Below are 18,635 nucleotides of genomic sequence, written 5' to 3'. Positions count from 1 at the left end.
GCGTCGTGCTATCCAATATATGCTATCAGCTATTAATGATAAGTTCAACAGCAATCTTGCTATGACCTGCTAAGCTATCAGCTATCAGCTAATGCGCTACAGATGGTGCTACTTGAGGTGCTATCAGCCAATAGCGTCAGCCATTCGCGTAGCGTGGCCTTTTGGCCAAGGCTGACGGCTGAGGACTGACGGCTGAATGCTTAATGGACTTACTCTCTTGATTTAAAACGCTATCAGCTATCAGCTGACCGCTGAGCACTGATGGCTGATAGCTAATAGCTGTTGGCGTAGCCTGCGCGTAGCGCATATGCTTAGGATTATTGTCAATGTTAAGTGCCCACAGCCTTAGCAACTGAGGAGTTTTGTAAGACAAAATATTATGCCGAGATTTGAATTTGATGACCCCCGCTTTACTCTAAATACTTTTCAAGTTAGTGATAATAACGCTGCTTCAAATAATAAACTGATCGATTTACCTGACGGTAATAGCACTGGCACTGCTACTACAACCTTTGATTTGCCCAGTGGCACTTACCAGGTCATCCTGAAAGTTGCTGATGAGACAGACGGGAATAGCACAGTCGGTGTCACCATTGGTAATCAGACATTTTCATTCACTCTCGATGATCCCAATCCTAATGCTGGTATTTTTCCTGATGCTGATGCGTTCAAGGATCTGACCGTTAGCAATAGCATATTTATTCCCGAGGGGACTCAAATCACCATTAGTGGGGAAAGTGACGATGATGAACGTATTCGACTTGATTATATTGACTTCAACCTACTTAATGAAGCTCCTGTTCCAGTAGATGACACTGCTACTACTGATCAAAGTACCGAAGTTATCATTGATGTCCTAGGTAATGACTCTGATCCTGAAGGGGATCCCCTGACTGTAAACATTGAAGCGCAGCAATTTAATGGTACAGCAGTAGTCAATCAAGATAACACCATTACCTACACTCCTAATGATGGTTTCACTGGGACTGATACCTTCACCTACCAGGTCAGTGATGGCATCAATCCTGGGGTCACAGCTACGGTTACCGTTGATGTCCCTAATAAACCTCCAGTAGCGGAAGACGATACTGCAAGCACTGATTTAAACACTGCAGTTACTATCGATGTCCTAGCTAATGACGTTGATCCTGAGGGAGATCCCCTGACTGTAACCCTTGACCAGCAGGGCGGTAATGGCACAGCAGTAGTCAATGACGTTGATGGCACCATTACCTATACTCCTGTTGATGGTTTCACTGGCACTGATACCTTCACTTATCAGCTTAGTGATGGCATCAATCCTCCGGTCAAAGCTACGGTTAGTGTTAATGTTAATCAACCTCCAGTAGCAGACAACGATACTGCTACCACTACTTCAAACACTGCAGTTAATATCAATGTCCTAGGTAATGACACTGATGCTGATGGGGATGGGCTGACTGTAACCATTGAACCGCAGGAATTTAATGGCACAGCAGTAGTCAATGACGTTGATGGCACCATTACCTATACGCCAAATGCGGACTTCACTGGGGCTGATAGCTTCACCTACCAGGTCAGTGATGGCACTAATCCTCCAGTCACAGCTACGGTTAACGTTGAGGTAACTAATCCTAATCAACCTCCAGTACCGGTAGACGATACTGCTACCACTACTTCAAACACCGCAGTTACCATTGATGTCCTAGGTAATGACACTGATGCTGATGGGGATGGGCTGACTGTAACCATTGAACCGCAGGAATTTAATGGCACAGCAGTAGTCAATGACGTTGATGGCACCATTACCTATACGCCAAATGCGGACTTCACTGGGGCTGATAGCTTCACCTACCAGGTCAGTGATGGCACTAATGCTACGGTCACAGCTACCGTTAACGTTAATGTCACTAATAATCAATCTCCAGTAGCGACAAACAATAACAATACTGCTACCACTGAGCCAAACACTCAAGTTACCATTGATGTTCTAGCTAACTACTCTGATCCTGATGGCGATCCGCTAAGTTTTGCAATTGTCACGGAGCCAACCAACGGTACGGCAGCAGTCAATGATAATGGCACTCCGGATAATCCGACAGATGACTTTATTATCTATACGCCAAATGCGGACTTCACTGGCACTGATAGCTTGACTTTTGAGGTAAGCGATGGCAGTGGCGGTACTAGCACAGGCACTGTTAACATCACCATTGAAGAGAGTGGTCCGGTATCCTCGACTCTGACTCAGAATGCCAATAATACCTTCACCATTACCGGCGACACTGCTGGACAATCCCAACTCCAATTCACTCTTACAGGTCGCGAGGCTGGTGAGGTCAGTGAAATTGGAGTATTTGCTGTTGATAGTGCCGAAGGTACAATCAATGGCATTGCCCCTGGTCAGAGTGGTTATGTACAAGCTGCTCTATCTCAGGCTAAGACAATTTTCTCTGTTCTCCCTGACGGTTTAGGTACTGCTCAAGCCACCCGCACCATCGACAGTTTTGACGTCAACGATAACCTGGTATTCTACGTAATCCAAGGTGGCTCTAAAGATGGGGTGCTAGGGGGACAGGATCCTACCTCCAACGTATTCTTCAGTGGTGCTTCATTTAATAGCGATGGTCAGAACCATGTACAGGTAACTGACAATGGCAATGGTCAGTTAACCTTGGGCTTTGAAGATGGCAATGACGGAGACTTCAATGATGCAACTGTGATTGTCTCAGACGGTTCAGGTTCGACTCCGCCAGTGGGAACAGGCACTACCCAGATTCAAGGGCAACGGGAACTGCTGGATTTGACCGATGTGACTGGTACAGTTACTGGTAGTCTTGTGGTCAACAGTGAAGCTTCTTTCAATAATACCATTGGCTGGTATCGGATTGATGATGAAAGTGGCACAGTTAACGGTATCAATGTTGGTAATGCTGGTTATGCACAAGCTGCACTATCCAATCAGGTAGACTTAAGTGCTGGAGTATCCGGTGGGGTACTACTGGCTCCATTCCTGATTTCGGATGGTACAGTAGCGGAGTTCCTAGCTGATAATCCTTCTAATGCAGATCAAGAGGATTCCGACCTGAATGCCTTCTTTGCTTTCGTGGGGGCTAACCCAGATGGAGTTGACCACGTTCGCCTGCTAGGGGATAACACCTTTGGTTTCGAGGATCTGTTTGGTGGTGGTGACCAAGACTACAACGATGTGGTAGTACAGGTTAACTTAAGTGTTGCCTAAGCACACTGCGGACGCTTTTTCCTAGTAGTAGGGTGCGTTAATAACGCACCTTACAATTACTCTAGATTTTGGACTAAAGCTATCAGCGTGTCGCGTATCAGCTAATGCGCTACAGGCACGCTACTGTTCGCGCAGCGTGCCTGTAGCGCAATCGGTGCTTTTGAATAAAAGAGGTAAGCAAAAGTTTAATCTGAGTTATAGCACTACGCATTCAGATGTTTGACATTGTCTTGATGCAATAGCGAGTGGGGGAAACCACGGCAGTCGCTCATGGGGGGAACCCCCAAGACCGCGCTGCCTCCCCAAGACCGTAATGGTGCGTTTGACCTTGGCGAATTAAATTCGCCACGGGTCGCACCTCTGCATCGCTCCTAAACTCCGAAACGTAAGTAATCGCTTACTTCTGACTTGCGGACTTGCGGACTTGCGGACTTGCGCGTAGCGCTATAAGTCTGCTCACCGCTGACCCCTGACCGCTGACCGCTGACCGCTGAATGCTTACCTCAAGCAAATATACCCTACAAGCCTCAGTATCAGCTGAGGTTTTTTTTTGTTTCATCGAATATTTTCACTGGTAAAATTAAAAATCGAATAGCACTATAGCAATCCCATCCCATCTACCATCCTATATATATGAACTCCTATCGTCGATTTAACCTAACCTTGGCAGCAGTTACCTTTCCCAGTTTATTTGGGTTTGGCTTATTGAACGCTGCTGTTGACCCTTACGGAGTCATAAATAGCCCAGAGTTACCCGGTCTAAATCAGTTAAAACCTGAACAATTTAACCATGTCAGACTATTCAAGGCTATAGATGTTATTCGTAATGAACCCAAAATCGTTTTGTTAGGTTCATCACGAACTGACCTGGGACTTAACCCAAACCACCCAGGACTGAAACCAGGAAACTCCGGATACAATTTGGCACTAGTTGGTCCAAATATGTATGAAGTTAAACGTTATTTTGACCATGCTATAACTAATCAACCGGATTTAAAAACCGTTGTGATTGGTATTGATTTTTTCATGTTCAATGACTTGAAAACTAATGCTCCAGATTTTAAGGAAAGTCTTCTTAATCAAGAAACTATTCCCCTGCAAGAGTTGATTAATTCGACCCTATCCCTAAACGCGCTGAATGCTACCAAATCAACCGTAAGTTCTAGTATCAAGTCAAAGGCTTACTATCTTTATGATGCCCATGGTATGCGTTTTGTTTATAACAATAAGCCCGATCAACCTTCACTAGGAAGGTTTAAGGACACGCTCAAGGGCTTAATGACAAGTGATGGATATTATAAAGAGTATCGACTTTCCGATAGTTTTTTGGATGATCTTCAAGACATTGTTGATACCTGTAAGGAAAAAGGGATAGAGCTAAAAGTATTTATATCACCATCCCATGCTACTCAATGGGAAAGTCTTAGGGTTACTGGACTTTGGCCAGTGTTTGAAGAATGGAAACGTCGGTTAGTGGAGATTACACCATTGTGGGATTTTTCTGGTTATAACAGCATTACCACAGAATCGATTAGGGAAGGGATGAAAAACTATTGGGATAGCTCTCATTATCGCGAGGAAGTAGGTGATCTAATCCTGAATCGCCTGTTCAGTTATCAAGTTCAGACTGTTCCAGAGGATTTTGGTGTTCTAATTACACCAGCAAATATTGAATCCCACCTCGGTAAAGTTAGGAATGAGCGGGAGTCATGGGCAGAGACTAATGGTGATCTAGTCAAGTTAGTGGAAGATTTAAACCAAAAATCTGAGATAGCGAGTAAGTAATTTTCCTATACTTAGTGTGGTTTGGTAAGAAGTAGGGTGGGCAAAAACCTTTTGGTTAAAATCATTCTTCTAGATCAGATAACTTTGCCCACCCTACTATCAGGCAAAAACCTTTTGGTTAAAATCATTCTTCTAGATCAGATAACTTTGCCCACCCTACTATCAGGCAAAAACCTTTTGGTTAAAATCATTCTTCTAGATCAGATAACTTTGCCCACCCTACTATCAGGCAAAAACCTTTTGGTTAAAATCAGTCTTCTCGATCAGATAACTTTGCCCAGCCTACTATCAGGCAAAAACCTTTTGGTTAAAATCATTCTTCTAGATCAGATAACTTTGCCCACCCTACTATCAGGCAAAAACCTTTTGGTTAAAATCAGTCTTCTCGATCAGATAACTTTGCCCACCCTACTTTAATTGGTATTTTTTTTACACCCAAGTCCCTAAGCTGAATGCTTACCCGAAAGATTCAAGAGCTTCCCCTGGGCTGATTCTACAATGGCGTCTCGGATGAAGGCACTTGCTTGGATAATCTCTATTCCAATTAAGTCTCCTGCTTCATTGAGTTCGGCCGTAATGTTAGGACTAATCTCGACACTACCTGCTTCTGGTTCATCAGACAGGGTAAGGTGAAGGATATCCTCTTGTTCAAAGTATGTCATCTTGGCATTATTCATTAATTGTAAATCTCCCAGTTCTTAAGCGGAATCGTATAGTTATTTTAAATAAGGAGGAGACACTAAGAAGCACAATATTCACGAATTACTTCATCCAGAGAAGTGTCTATAGAAGTATACATTCTGGCTCTCTTTAAAGCACTAAAATCATGCTCTATATCATTGAAATCTGGAGAGTATTTCGGCAAAAATAATACTTGATGACCGGCTGACTCTACTAATTCTCTAATTGCATTTTTTCTATGAATTGGTGCATTATCCATAATTAATACTGAAGGAATTGTTAATGAGGCTAATAAATATTGGCTTAACCATCCTTCAAATACTTCTGCATTAAGACTACCACTAAACAAGGGGCTATTAAATCTTTTGATTTCTTCCTTCTTCCTGCTACTAAATTTTCTCTTTTTATTCGTTTTCCTGTTTGTTCACCATACAGTTTTTTCCCTTTTTTTGACCATCCATAAAGGCATGACTGTATTTTGTCAAACCCCGACTCATCAATGAATACAAGGCTTTTAATTCCAGATATTTTTATTAATTCTCTTAATGCTCTTAAATACTTTATTCTTTCTTTCCTATCTCTTTCCCGATAACGAAGTTCTTTTTTTTTACGAGTTATTTTCATTTTTTTGAGTGCGTATAATATTGCACTTGGGCGCACTCCAAATTTTTTGGCTCTCTCTATTAATTTAGCATCTGGATTTTCTTTGACATCTTGTTCTAAGGCTTTCCAATCTAGCTTTCTTTGACGACGTTCTACTTTATTAGCCTTTAGTTCGGAACGATTCAACCACTTGTATATTGTCGCTCTTCCTATCCCAAATACTTTCGCTGCCTCTGTAATTTTTCCACCTTTTTCTATATAGTTTATTACTTTTTTTCTGAAATCTAGACTGTATGGCATTGCTGTCAGTTATTGAAAATATACCCTTTTCATTTTACCTCATCACCGTCTTATCCTTAATTGAAACAACTATAGTTGTTGACGGGTGGTGCTATGGATGGTTACTGGAGTTATCAAATCACCACTGCGTTCATAAGGAATTATGACTAACTGATTGTCGTGCTTGCCAACTGCGATCTGTCTGCCTGTGACGGTATCATAATATCTCTATCCAGAAAATCTCAGGATTTCCTCGATCTTAGCTAGGTCAAATCCCCTGAGTTCGGCTCGATACTGTAGATAATTTGACCAGACAATTTGTGGCATTTGTTAAACGTTGCTGAAGTTTGAGTTGCGAGCACAACTTCTATAATACACGCAAGCAATCCCACTCCTTCTTACAATATCTTCCAATTCTAACCAAAACGCGATCGCCTACGGTGGATACTTCGTACCATCCTAAAAATACCTCATCCTTAATATTTAATCCTTAAAACTTAATACTTCTAATACCTAGTTTCCAGTCAATTGAGCAATTTGCTTCAAATCCACATTGCCACCGCTGATAATGACACCAATCCGAGCATTGGGCATGTTAATGATACCTTCAAGTAGGGCAGCAGCAGCTAAGGCACCAGTGGGTTCAACTACAATTTTGAGCCGTTCCCAGAGGAAAAACATGGTACGGATAATCGCAGCTTCCGATACAGTTACCATGTCATCGACGTAATTAAGGACTAGGGGAAAGGTAAGTTTACCCAGGCTGGGAGTTCTGGCTCCGTCAGCAATGGTATTGGGATTGTCAACAGTTTGGAGGATTTTGCTATGGAAGGAACGGGTGGCATCATCGGCCTGTGCTGGTTCTACACCAATCACACGGCAATTAGGATATAGGGTTTTGGTTGCGATCGCACATCCGGAGAGTAAGCCACCACCACCACAACACACCAGTAACAGATCCAGTGAACCAACTTGTTCTAGGAGTTCTTTGGCCGTAGTACCCTGTCCAGCAATAATGTGGGGGTGATCGTAGGGAGGAATGATAGTGAGTTTGCGATCGCGTGATAACTCTTCCGCTAATGCTTCTCGTCTCAATTCAGCCCGATCATATAAAATTACTTCAGCACCATAGCCACGGGTAGCGGCTTGCTTGACAGCTGGGGCATCTTTGGGCATGACTACAGTGGTGGGAATACCGAGGAGAGTGCCAGATAATGCGATCGCTTGGCCATGATTACCAGAAGAAAAGGTGAGAACCCCTCGCTGTTTTTGTTCTTCAGATAGTTGTGACAGAGCGTTATAAGCCCCTCGAAACTTAAAGGCACCAATACGTTGGAAGTTTTCGCATTTGAAGAAGACTTGAGCCTTGGTGAGCTGGTTGACAGTCCTGGAGGTATGGACTGGAGTTTGATGGGCATTGCCCAATAGGCGTTTAGCGGCGGCTTCTATGTCAGTGTAGGTTACGGGTAATGCTTGCAGTTCCATAGCAGTAGGGAGTCGGGAGCGGTGCGACCCGTGGCGAATTTAATTCGCCTACGGAAAGCGCACCGAGGGAGTCGGGAGCGGTGCGACCCGTGGCGAATTTAATTCGCCTACGGAAAGCGCACCGAGGGAGTAGGAAGTCGGGAATCGGGAATCGGGAATCGGGAGTCGGGGTAAGAAACTTGAATGTACCTGATCAATATAAGAAACAGGCTTACTAAATTCTCAATTCTCAATTCTCAATTCTCAATTCTCAATTCTCAATTCTCAATTCTCAATTCTCAATTCTCAATTCTCAATTCTCAATTCTCAATTCTTAATTCTCAATTCTCAATTCTGAGATTACTTGATCAATTTTAGAGGATATGGTGAAGGTTGATCATAGAGAACAATAAAACTACCAATAACCACCACAGCCAATGCTGAGGGGACTAATGGTACCCAATACCCTTGTTTCAAAAGACCTAAGCAGGACCCGTAGAGAATCGATAGAGCCAACAGCAACACACCCAAACGTAGGGAGGATTTACAGCGCCAACAAACCAGACCAACCGTTAGGCCCCAACCCCAAATCCACACTACTTCACGCCATGCAGGCCAATGCCGTATCAGGGGTCGCTCATCTAAAACAGCACTGAGAATCTGACTTACCATGTGGGCATGAATAATTACCCCTGGTGTTTGATCCTCTATGTCATTACCTTTACTATAGGGTGTAAACAAATAATCCTTACGGCTGGGAGCAGTAACCCCAATCAGAACAATTTTTCCCTTGAAAGCATCAGGATTGATCTTACCCTTTAGAACTTGAGAGAGAGTGACTTGGGGCACAAAATCCTCTGGAGATTGGTGAAAACGGTAATTCAGCATGATTTGGTGTCCCCAGGCATGAAGCTTATGATAACTGCCAGTATGATGGGTTAAGGGTTTAAAGACTACATCACCTAGCTGTAAGTATTGTTTATCTTGTTTTTGAGCTTCTGTGTATTTGGGAAAGATTCCCTCTGCCACTAGATACCGCATGGCCAACTGGGTACTCAGAGCATAAGAAGCACTACACACTGATTTTGGATCAGGGTTAAACGCCAACAGATGGCGACGGATCACCCCGTCTGGGTCAACTACAACATCACTAAAGCCCAAGTTTTGTTTCGGAACTTCTGGGGGCGGTGAAATTCCTTTATCCTCTTCGTTACTGGCTTTGCAGACCGTAACCAAATTCTCGCTTTGCTCTAGGAGCCTTCCCAAATCCTGATAATCTGGGGCTACAGGAAAATCACGATGAATATCTAGGCCAATGACTTTGGCTTGAGAGGAATTAAGTATTTCTAACAGTTGTTGGAGTGATCGGTCTGATAAGGAGGTAGCTGGTCTTAAATCCGACTGCTGAGCTTCAATATCTTCTTCAGTCACCTCTACCACTATCAGACGGGAATCGGGAAACTCCGCTGGTCTTCTATTGATCAGGTGGTCGAAGGCTTTCAACTCCAAACCTTGCAGTAAACCGAGCTGCTGTATAACTATCAAGAAGCATGTAATTACTAAACTGCTCACTAATACCTTGACGAAGCTTAGAGGCTCAGGGCGTGGAGGTGGAGGTGGAGGTGGAGGTGGAGGTGGAAGTGGATATTTTCCATCAAAACTGTCCCTCAACCCTGGCCAAGTCGGTGGCTTTGCGGCAGGATTCTGACAAATTATCGGTAACCAAGTTGCACAAGGAAACTCGTCTTCTATCCCTTGTAATCGTTCCCTAGCTTCCCGCACTGCTAAATAGAAGGACTGCCCCCCAGCAAAAGCGGTTAAAAAATATTTCAAAAATTCCTGTGAAACCCGGTCGGGTACCGGTTCTCGCATCACAATAATTTGGGGAATCTGTAAATTAGCCAGATTCGAGGCTAAACCCAATCCATCACAAGAATTAAAAATAGCGATTTTTAAGCCTTTTCCAATTGCTCTTTTTAAGCCAAACTTTAACTGATTAATGGTTAAACTATCGGTTTTATTAATATAAATGTGACCCGTTTTACCATCGTTTTTACTGGAACTATGACCAGCAAAAAAGAGGATATCCCAGGATTGCTCCCAAAGGGCTTCATGGACTTGCTGGCGCTTGGGTTCTATAAGGAACGTGAGCTGAGCATCAGGTAATTTCTCTAGCAACTTCTGATCCGCTTCGGTATCAATACCAATACTATTGCCAATAATTGCTAAAATTTTCACCTTCTGGTGGGGCTTGGGATTTAGAGTGACTGGTTCAAACTTTAAGGCACTTAAAGCAATTTCTGCCTTGGAATAGCGTTCCCAAAAATCCCACAGATGCCAGGGCAGTCGCCGTAAACAACTGTTCTCGGTTTGAATAATGAGACGAATTTCATCGGAGGGTAATAGTTGTTCGAGTAATTTCTCCTTAATCGGTCGAAATGGCTCTGAGGATAGCCAAGCATTTAAGCGATCGCCTAAGACTTGGGCTGCATTGTAGCACCGTTCCAGTTTAGATACATTGGTCACTTGTACCACAGATGCTTCTAGACGGGAACGTAACCCCAAACTGTGATAACTCGTTGTCCAACTTTGGCACGATTGCATAATTTCCGGAGCAGGAGGTAACCTGCCAGTGATTTCCAACAAAGGGCTTTTGCCCTCTTCCAAAATCTGTAAAGTGACTGGAAACCCTTGGTCAAAGCAACCATCTCCTATCTTTAAGACAACTAATTTACCAATGCTGCGCGTGTTATTTGTCATTGGTCATGGATCACTGGTGTTGCAGATGTGATTTCTACCCTCATTTTACTTATTTATAGAGGTTTATAGAGGTTTATAGAAGGTGTATCGGTGCCTTAGGATTGACCACTGACTGATATCAAAACTGATATCAAACAAGACACCAGATAACCGATCTATCCCCGAAGGACTTTGAATTATAACGCTTTCGGTGGTGTGTCGATGGCTAAATTCAGGAATTCCTAGATTGGCCGTAGGCCACGCTACGGGATCAGATTGCAAAATCCTCAATAATCCTGGCATCGCCAAGGGCAACTTCGACACTAAATTGCTCTCCTGGTAAACCACTGAACTGCAATTGAATGTAATTATCGATTTGTCTGGCTTGGGCTTCAAGAAACACTGTTCCCGATCCATCCAGCACAGTGAGTGTGAGGTTGGGAGGCAAATAGGTTTTACTACCGGTGGGATATACCTTGAGGCAAATATTTTGCTTGAGTTCAGATTCTGGTAAAAGTTCCACCACCAAAGCCACGGGGGAACCCGCTAGCAATAGGCCTAAGTCGATTAACTTAGCCCGCCTAATCCCCACATCAAGATTTTCCTCTAGGGGTAACGCCTCAGTTGACTCTAGACCAGAAGAGCGGAAAGCGAAAATTGGTTCGGGTGGGTTTAACAAGTTTTCCAAGCTTTCGAGAGTTTGCCAACCGGTTTCAACCACATTGTCTAACCACTGACTCAAGTTTACCCTAGTTCTCTGGGCTAGCTCTGAGATGGGTTGATGGAACTGATCGATTAAATCGTCAACGGGTCGTAGTTGGCTAATGGGTAATTCTTCGGTATCAGCAGTTGGAGTAAATCCCAACACTGTTCCCTGGGACGATTGTTCATCAATCTGAACAACTACATAGCCAATCCGATCACACCAAACTTCGGGGGGAATATGGCAAAGGGAATCTTGGGCTTTGATCGGTCGGCATTCGATACGACCGATATCGGATATTTCCAAGTCGGCCACATTAGCTAACAGGCGTATAATAGGATTCCAGCTGTCTGAGGCTTTTAAATCTGTAGGCATCCCCAGCATTTGCATGTAATCATTGACAACCAACACAGCCAAGGTGTTGAGTCGAACTTGCTCAGCTTTTTCAGAGGTAGGCTGCTGCCTAGCAAATTGCTCAGCACTCCTGCGTGCATTGTCAGTAATGGGCAGAGGAAGGGCAAATTGTTCTAGGTTATGGGTGTTGTAGGTCATAGGAATTGTGTTTCTGTACTGATGTGAACACCTTGACTGAACCAGGTTAAGGTTAAGGTAAGTCTTTTTAAGGAACCTCCTATTATAGATATCCTTCCGATTCTCCAAATTTACGCAAACGGGGCAAACATTGTCGCTGATAAAAGCTACTTAATGTAGAAATTGATACATTAAACTCTTCTGAGAGAGTTTTCCAGCTAGTTTCTGGAGGCAAGCGTCGTAAAATTAAGACTTGGCAGGTGACCTCTGGATGACCTTTAACATGGGTAGTGCGTAGATCACTATCAACACCCGCCGTTTCCACCCATTCCCTAACATCTTCGAGTAACCTAGGCACCTCAGGTGGAGCTGCCACACTATTGATCGGGTCAAGGTTTTCACCATTTTGAGCCTTGATAGGAGAGACTGTCTGACGTTGTCCGTCTATGTTCTTGATGCGAAAGTCTTGGAGTCGTTTCTTCAAGTAGAAATTGAGCCAAGTGACCACACTGCCACGGCTAGAGTCGTAGGGATTACCGGTTTTGCCTTCGCAAATATTCTGGCAAAAGTAAATCCAGGTTTGTTGGAGTGCGTCTTGATAGTAGGGAGTATGTTCTTGCCAAAGTTTCTTAGTGACTAAACGAATAATTTTTGTTAAGTTTTTTTGACGGTGAGCGCTTCCAGGTGGATGACTACATGCTTCCGTCACTAGCTGGTTGAGCTGCTCATATAGTTGAGTCATAATGCGATCGCTCCGCCTTTGCTGATATTGCCTTTCTCCGAAAATACTATGTTCACACAGGTATGTATATGTTATGCAGGGTCAGCCTCAGGTCTGTAATGTGACGCTCCTACACCAACCTTAAAGGTATGGTGTAGGCTTCTCAGGCACCCCGAAGAGTGCGTAGAACTTCCTTGGAGGTATCATCAGTAATAGAATCAACTATTTTGATGCTACCTTTAAGGCGTTTTATAGTGGGGAACACGTCCAGCCCCACTCTCTTGATGTTGATAGCAGCATTAATATCTCTATCAACCCAGAGGTTTTCTATTTCATCCCAATATTTCCGGATACCGCAATCAGTAAAAATCACTTGATCTCGATAGGATAACAATTGAGAGGTATAAGCAGGATTCTTGGCAACCACAACGGCTCCAGCTTTCGCAGCTATGTGACCAAGGATTACAAAGAATTCTCCAAAAGCGGCATCCGCCCAACTTAGGTTGAGCCCGGACTTGGCCGATTGACCATTTGGTAGGTATTTCCCTTCTTTGTCTTGTAATGGTGCATTACGCTTACTTAAACCTTTAAGGTTGAGGTTTTCATGAAAGAATACTTTCTTGCCTGTACTTACTAAGCTGTGGGCAGTCTTGTATTGGAAATCTTTTCTGGCGCGAGCAATTTTTTGGTGTTGCAACCCCTCTTTTTTCGCTAGTTTTCGGCGTGCTTTACTGCCTTGAGGTGCGAGCATTTTTCTTTTTGGAAATTTTGGCTAATTTAGATTGATTTCGCCTCAAAAACTTGGCGGATGGTAGCTTTCCCCCTAAAGATGTCGCCAGATAGTACTCCTGGTGAAGTACTGCATCCATTCCTAGGGAGTTCTCCCAATTCGGCACGATTACATCAGGTGTAATACCAGGAACAGTAGGATCATCAAGTTTAAGGTTTACAAACCATCCATCACTTTTTTTGATGAATTGCACTTGTTTGAGGATTGCACCATCCGGTAGATGGCGGTGAGAGCGAATTTTTAGCAAGCCGATCTTGGGTATTTTCAGGTAAAGGAACTTTCCCCCAGTCGAACATGAATGCAGGGTTAAACCTGCTCCTTCAACAATAAATGAGCGATAACGAGGTTGAGATTTGAAGCGAGGCTTACCACTCCTATTGCCGTTATTGTCCCCATAAATAAACCGATCAAACGCCTTATCTACACGTTTACAGACCTGCTGCAGAGTATTAGCTGGAACCCGTGAAAAATCTAAATCATATCCTGACCATTCCACTGTTACCTTACCCTTTTTGAGTCCTGGTAAAAGTTTCTTTTGGCTGTAGTAGTTGGGGCGATCGCGCAGTTCAGGAAGATGACAGACCAAGGGGCAAGAGTTAACCGAAGTTCTGTTACGTTCCCACCAATCAAACCTTTCACCAAGCTGACGATTATACCAGTACTGGCAAATCCTTAGCCAAAGATTTATCTCTAGCTTTTGGTCGGTGCTTGGAAGTGCTTTATACTGGTAAGTGTATTTCATCCCCTGGTGTTGGTCACTATAGTTAATAATACACTAATTAGTGTATAGATTTTGGAAAGGTTGCCATGAAAGATGATTAAATTATTACGAAGATATATTAAATCTCAGGATTCTTTGAAAGTGTAATTTGCTGTTAAAGGGGTATTGAACCCCTTTAACAGCCGCGCATTCCTCTCACACCAAATCAAAGATTATGGTGTGAGGCTCCTGCTAAGCTAGCTCAACTACTCCAGGATACTCGGAGTTTTGGTTAAGACTAACCCAGTATTCAGCTGTTGACAGTCTAGGTATTATGTGTTAATTACTAGGGACTAGAAACTTTGATTAACTATCTAACAGTTAATATCTAACAGTTAATATCTAACAGTTAATATAAAATATCACTAAATAATTACTTGGCGGTTAAAATACAAGATTTTAAGTTAAGTTGTAAGACCTAACACCTAATACCTGATACCTAATACCTAACACCTAACACCTAACACCTAACACCTAACACCTAACTCCTAACACCTAAGGCAAGCAGTGATGTTTCCCAATTGCCAGAAATTTCTGATCAAATTTTCGGGAATCTGTGGAAGACACCTTGTATTAAGTAAGTAACGTAGCTTTACTAGAGCTTGTCAAACATCTTGGACAGTTTTTGACATATGCCTCTAGGATTTCCTCCCAGTTGATGTACAGTGGCGGTTGTAGCAATGGTTGCAGCCGCTTTTTTTTTTGGAGAGTAATGGGTAATGGGTAATGGGTAATGGGTAATGGGTAATGGGTAATGGGTAATAGCCACTGCTGTATTGAGGATTTGCCGAATGCGTTCGCGTAGCGGCTCCAAAGGAGCATCGCATCACCGATTACGCAGTGACCTTAACATAACTTCATAGTTATGTCATCCTGAGAAAAGAGTTGTAAATAGACTCAAGAAAAGGCCAATGTCAGAACTCTCAGAAAGAAAACGAGTAGTTGTAGTCGGTGCTGGATGGGCAGGCTTAGGCGCAACTCACCACTTAGCCAAACAAGGTTACGATGTCACTCTCCTAGAAGCAAGTTCCTCTCCCGGTGGTTTAGTGGCAGGATGGAAAACGACCGGTGGACGTTCTGTAGAAGGGGGAATTCATGGTTTCTGGTATCCCTATCACAACATTTTCAACCTCGTAAAGGAACTCCGACTCAATCCTTTCACTCCTTTCACCCGTTCTTCCCAGTATTCTCCTGCTGGATTAGAAGTCGAATCCCCTATATTTCAAAATGAACCACGACTTCCCACCCCTCTAGGAACCTTCCTCTACACTGATTTCAAACGCTTACCCCTGATTGATCGACTCTCTGCCTTACCCCTGCTCTATGCCGTTATTGACTTCGATAATTCCCACCAGGCGTGGGCTAGGTACGACTCGGTAACCGCCCGTGAATTATTTAAACAGTTTGGGGTTTCGGCTCGACTCTACAAGGATTCCTTTGAGCCCATGCTGTTAGTGGGTTTATTTGCTCCAGGAGAGCAATGTTCAGCCGCAGCCGCCCTAGGAATGCTGTATTACTTCATTTTGGCTCACCAACCGGACTTTGATGTGGTCTGGTGCCGAGGAACGGTAGCACAAATGATATTTAAACCCTGGGTGGAACAGATTGAAAAAGCCGGGGGAAAGGTACTTACCAATAAACGGGTTAATGACATTATTTTAGACCACACAGGCAAGGCCAAAGGGGTGATGTGTGGTGATGAATGCTTTGAGGCTGACGCGGTGATTTTTGCTGTCAGTATCAATGGTATGAAGAAAATCCTTCAGAGTAGCACCATGCTCCAAAGCCGCAAGGAATTCCGCAACCTGATGAATTTAGGGGCAATTGATGTGCTATCAACCAGGCTATGGTTTGACCGCAAAGTTGAGATTCGTCATCCCTCTAATGCTTGTTTTGGCTTTGATGCAACCACGGGTTGGACATTTTTTGACCTTAATGCCTTGCACGATGAGTACCGGGATGAACCTGGTAGCGTGATTGAAGCAGACTTTTACCATGCTAACCAGTTGCTACCCCTGAGTGATGAGCAAATTATCCAGAAAGTTCAGCGTGACTTAGGCACCTGTGTTTCTGGTTTTAGAGAGGCAAATCTGATTGACAGTACTGTGATTCGAGTACCCCAAGGGGTGACTCACTTTGCTCCCGGTAGCTATCAGTATATGATGCAGCGAACCACTAGTATTCAAAATGTATTTATGAGCGGGGATTGGATTGTCACTCGCCACGGTTCTTGGTCTCAGGAAAAAGCGTATGTTACCGGTTTAGAGGCAGCAAATTTGGTAATTAGGCGCTTTAGACAAGGGAATCTAGCTAAGATTATTCCTGTTGATGCAGATGAATTCCATATTCAGATAACACGGAATATTAACAAAACTGTACGGGAGTTTGGTCAGACGTTATTCACTAATTTTTGGTTACCTTGATTTTAAGCATATGCGCTACGCGCACGCTACGCGAACAGCGGTCAGCGGTCAGCCTTCAGCCTTCAGCCTTCAGCCTTCAGCCGTCAGCCGTCAGCCGTCAGCCTTTGGCTGTTCGCTTAGGGTGCGCGTAGCGCATAAGCACCTCAAGTAGCGTGCGCGTAGCGCATAAGCTGAAAGCTGATAACTGATAGCTGATAACTGATAGCTGATAGCTGATAGCTGAAAGCTGATAGCTGATAGCTGATAGCTGATAGCTGATAGCTGAAAGCTGATAGCTGATAGCTTACAGTTTGACTTGGTAGTTGCTGAATAAACTAATACAGTAATAATAAAGTAATGGAAAGGGTTCAGAACTCAGACAAGCTTGTTATTAGCTTCTACAAATGGGTAGGTATTCTGGTTTTGGTTTACCTACTAATTTTGGCAGTAGGGATAATTGGTACAGGCTTTAGGTCAGCTACTGGGGAGCAAGCTAAGGAATTGTTCGAGTTTGCTACTAATCCCTTTGCTGCTTTAATTGTCGGTACCCTAGCAACTGCTTTAATCCAATCTTCAAGTACAGTAACCTCGATTATTGTAGGTCTAGTAGCTGGTGGTTTGCCAGTGGCAACGGCTGTTCCTATGGTTATGGGCGCTAACATTGGCACCACCATCACTAATACACTGGTTAGTTTAGGACATATTCAAAATAAGGACGAATTTAAACAGGCTTTTGCTGCTGCAACCATCCACGACTTATTCAATCTGATTAGTGTCGTTATCTTCCTACCTTTGGAAATTACCACTCACTTCCTGGAAAAGATTAGTCTGTTTTTAACAAGCCTGGTTGTGGGGGAAAACTCGCTCAGCTTAAACAACGTTAATCTGATTAAATTTGCCACTGCTCCAGTCACTGATAGGATTAAAACTATCAGTAACATTTTCCCAGAACCATTTAATGGTATTGCCCTGATTGTCCTAGGTATCAGTGTTATTTTCCTATCCATCTTTTTCATTGGCAAACTGCTCAAAACCCTAATGGTAGGACGAGCGAATCAGATGTTGCACACTGCTATCGGTAACGGTCCCATTGCTGGGATTGCTTCTGGGACACTAGTCACTGTAATCGTGCAATCTTCCTCAACTACCACCAGCCTGATCGTTCCCCTAGCTGGTACAGGTTTATTGAGCTTACAAGAAATTTATCCCTTCACCCTAGGGGCAAATATCGGAACCTGTATCACTGCTTTACTTGCGGCGACCGGAATAACGGAAAACCCAATCCCTGCTCTAGAAATAGCTACAGTGCATCTACTTTACAACAGCCTCGCAGTTGTGATCATCTACAGCATTCCTGTGTTGAGACAAATGCCAATCCTGGGTGCAGAAACCTTAGCCGCTGTTGCCACTGAGCGGAAGTATTTAGCCTTTGTCTATATTGCAAGCGTTTTCTTCTTGATTCCTGTACTACTTCTGAGTCTATCCACCTTGCTGTGACAGCTTAGCACTTCCTTAAGAGCAGAGTGCTGGTAAGCTATCAGCGTGTCGCGTATCAGCTCTCAGCTATCAGCTATCAGCTCTCAGCTATCAGCTATCAGCGATTAGCGCTATCCGCACGCTACTTGAGGTGCTAGCTTATGGGCACGCTTGGCCAAAGGCCAATGGTTTACTGCTGAATGCTTAGATGGGCTTTTACCCAGACTTTCAATTTGATAAAATCTCCAACTCTTAAATTTTTTGGTTCCAGGTTTATGTAAAGCATTAGGCTGTTCCCATAGCGTGAGCCTAATGCTCACGGCTGACAGCTGACGGCTGACAGCTGACGACTGCTGATTCTCTATAGTCCACTTAACTCTAGAGAGTTCATTAATAATAATTATTGCTAAGCAAACCATAGCAAGCCTTACTATACAAGCTTGATCTTCTCTAAGGCTAACTCTTAGCTTATAGGCTTAGG

At 43.6% G+C, this 18,635-nt stretch carries 15 protein-coding genes and 1 pseudogene; 6 read left to right on the top strand and 10 right to left on the bottom strand.

What is annotated here, in order from left to right; translation table 11 throughout:
• Positions 1-136: 136 nt before the first annotated feature.
• Positions 137-373: a hypothetical protein gene (locus LYNGBM3L_RS41255; protein WP_131827060.1), complete on the bottom strand. Its 237-nt coding sequence runs from the start codon at positions 371-373 to the stop codon at positions 137-139.
• A gap of 6 nt (positions 374-379) precedes the next feature.
• On the opposite strand from LYNGBM3L_RS41255, the gene LYNGBM3L_RS34095 reads away from it, so the two are divergent.
• Together LYNGBM3L_RS34095 and LYNGBM3L_RS19905 are read left to right on the top strand one after the other, a co-directional pair.
• A complete protein-coding gene (locus LYNGBM3L_RS34095; protein ID WP_008187092.1) occupies positions 380-3,220 on the top strand; it encodes an Ig-like domain-containing protein in 2,841 nt (946 codons plus the stop codon).
• Positions 3,221-3,853: 633 nt separating this feature from the next.
• Positions 3,854-5,005, top strand: coding sequence for a hypothetical protein (locus LYNGBM3L_RS19905; protein ID WP_008187090.1), 1,152 nt, complete (start codon positions 3,854-3,856; stop codon positions 5,003-5,005).
• Positions 5,006-5,448: 443 nt separating this feature from the next.
• Here the strand turns inward: LYNGBM3L_RS19905 and LYNGBM3L_RS19895 are convergent, their stop codons facing one another.
• The 3 genes and pseudogenes from LYNGBM3L_RS19895 to LYNGBM3L_RS19885 all read right to left on the bottom strand — a co-directional run bounded on the left by LYNGBM3L_RS19895 (position 5,449) and on the right by LYNGBM3L_RS19885 (position 8,053).
• Positions 5,449-5,682 carry a DUF2283 domain-containing protein gene (locus LYNGBM3L_RS19895; protein WP_008187086.1) on the bottom strand — a complete coding sequence of 78 codons (234 nt, stop codon included), beginning with the start codon at positions 5,680-5,682 and terminating at the stop codon, positions 5,449-5,451.
• Positions 5,683-5,744: 62 nt separating this feature from the next.
• A pseudogene (locus LYNGBM3L_RS19890) lies at positions 5,745-6,589 on the bottom strand (IS630 family transposase).
• A 492-nt stretch (positions 6,590-7,081) separates the two neighbouring features.
• Positions 7,082-8,053 carry a threo-3-hydroxy-L-aspartate ammonia-lyase gene (locus tag LYNGBM3L_RS19885; RefSeq protein WP_008187083.1) on the bottom strand — a complete coding sequence of 324 codons (972 nt, stop codon included), beginning with the start codon at positions 8,051-8,053 and terminating at the stop codon, positions 7,082-7,084.
• Positions 8,054-8,142: 89 nt separating this feature from the next.
• On the opposite strand from LYNGBM3L_RS19885, the gene LYNGBM3L_RS48830 reads away from it, so the two are divergent.
• Entirely contained in the window at positions 8,143-8,271 is a 129-nt protein-coding gene (locus LYNGBM3L_RS48830; protein ID WP_267872066.1) for a hypothetical protein, read from the top strand.
• 121 nt (positions 8,272-8,392) lie between these two features.
• Here the strand turns inward: LYNGBM3L_RS48830 and LYNGBM3L_RS19880 are convergent, their stop codons facing one another.
• The 6 genes from LYNGBM3L_RS19880 to LYNGBM3L_RS19860 form a co-directional block, all read right to left on the bottom strand.
• Complete coding sequence (locus tag LYNGBM3L_RS19880) at positions 8,393-10,792, bottom strand: CHASE2 domain-containing protein (protein WP_008187082.1); 2,400 nt, start codon at positions 10,790-10,792, stop codon at positions 8,393-8,395.
• Positions 10,793-11,042: 250 nt separating this feature from the next.
• Positions 11,043-12,026 (bottom strand): DUF1822 family protein, encoded by a 984-nt coding sequence (locus LYNGBM3L_RS19875; protein ID WP_008187080.1) that lies wholly within the window; start codon positions 12,024-12,026, stop codon positions 11,043-11,045.
• A gap of 82 nt (positions 12,027-12,108) precedes the next feature.
• Complete coding sequence (locus tag LYNGBM3L_RS19870; RefSeq protein ID WP_008187078.1) at positions 12,109-12,747, bottom strand: hypothetical protein; 639 nt, start codon at positions 12,745-12,747, stop codon at positions 12,109-12,111.
• 142 nt (positions 12,748-12,889) lie between these two features.
• A complete protein-coding gene (locus LYNGBM3L_RS47640; RefSeq protein ID WP_008187077.1) occupies positions 12,890-13,477 on the bottom strand; it encodes a zinc ribbon domain-containing protein in 588 nt (195 codons plus the stop codon).
• Positions 13,455-14,258, bottom strand: coding sequence for an RNA-guided endonuclease InsQ/TnpB family protein (locus LYNGBM3L_RS47635; RefSeq protein WP_008187076.1), 804 nt, complete (start codon positions 14,256-14,258; stop codon positions 13,455-13,457). Before LYNGBM3L_RS47635 ends, LYNGBM3L_RS47640 begins: the two co-directional genes overlap by 23 nt.
• A gap of 613 nt (positions 14,259-14,871) precedes the next feature.
• Positions 14,872-15,090, bottom strand: a complete 219-nt coding sequence (locus LYNGBM3L_RS19860; protein ID WP_008187074.1) for a hypothetical protein — start codon at positions 15,088-15,090, stop codon at positions 14,872-14,874.
• A gap of 97 nt (positions 15,091-15,187) precedes the next feature.
• Here LYNGBM3L_RS19860 and LYNGBM3L_RS19855 point away from each other — a divergent pair, with 97 nt between their 5' ends.
• From LYNGBM3L_RS19855 to LYNGBM3L_RS19850, 3 genes are all read left to right on the top strand, one after another.
• On the top strand, positions 15,188-16,699 hold the full coding sequence (locus LYNGBM3L_RS19855) for a hydroxysqualene dehydroxylase (protein WP_008187072.1): 1,512 nt from the start codon (positions 15,188-15,190) through the stop codon (positions 16,697-16,699).
• Positions 16,700-16,709: 10 nt separating this feature from the next.
• Complete coding sequence (locus LYNGBM3L_RS43965; protein ID WP_154659861.1) at positions 16,710-16,850, top strand: hypothetical protein; 141 nt, start codon at positions 16,710-16,712, stop codon at positions 16,848-16,850.
• A gap of 185 nt (positions 16,851-17,035) precedes the next feature.
• Positions 17,036-18,175 (top strand): Na/Pi symporter, encoded by a 1,140-nt coding sequence (locus LYNGBM3L_RS19850; protein ID WP_008187070.1) that lies wholly within the window; start codon positions 17,036-17,038, stop codon positions 18,173-18,175.
• The last annotated feature ends 460 nt before the right edge of the window (positions 18,176-18,635 follow it).

Source organism: Moorena producens 3L (genome assembly GCF_000211815.1).
In the GTDB taxonomy this organism is placed as follows: Bacteria; Cyanobacteriota; Cyanobacteriia; order Cyanobacteriales; family Coleofasciculaceae; genus Moorena; species Moorena producens.
Note: the sequence above shows the minus strand (reverse complement) of the source record. Positions and strands in the feature narration are given on the sequence as shown.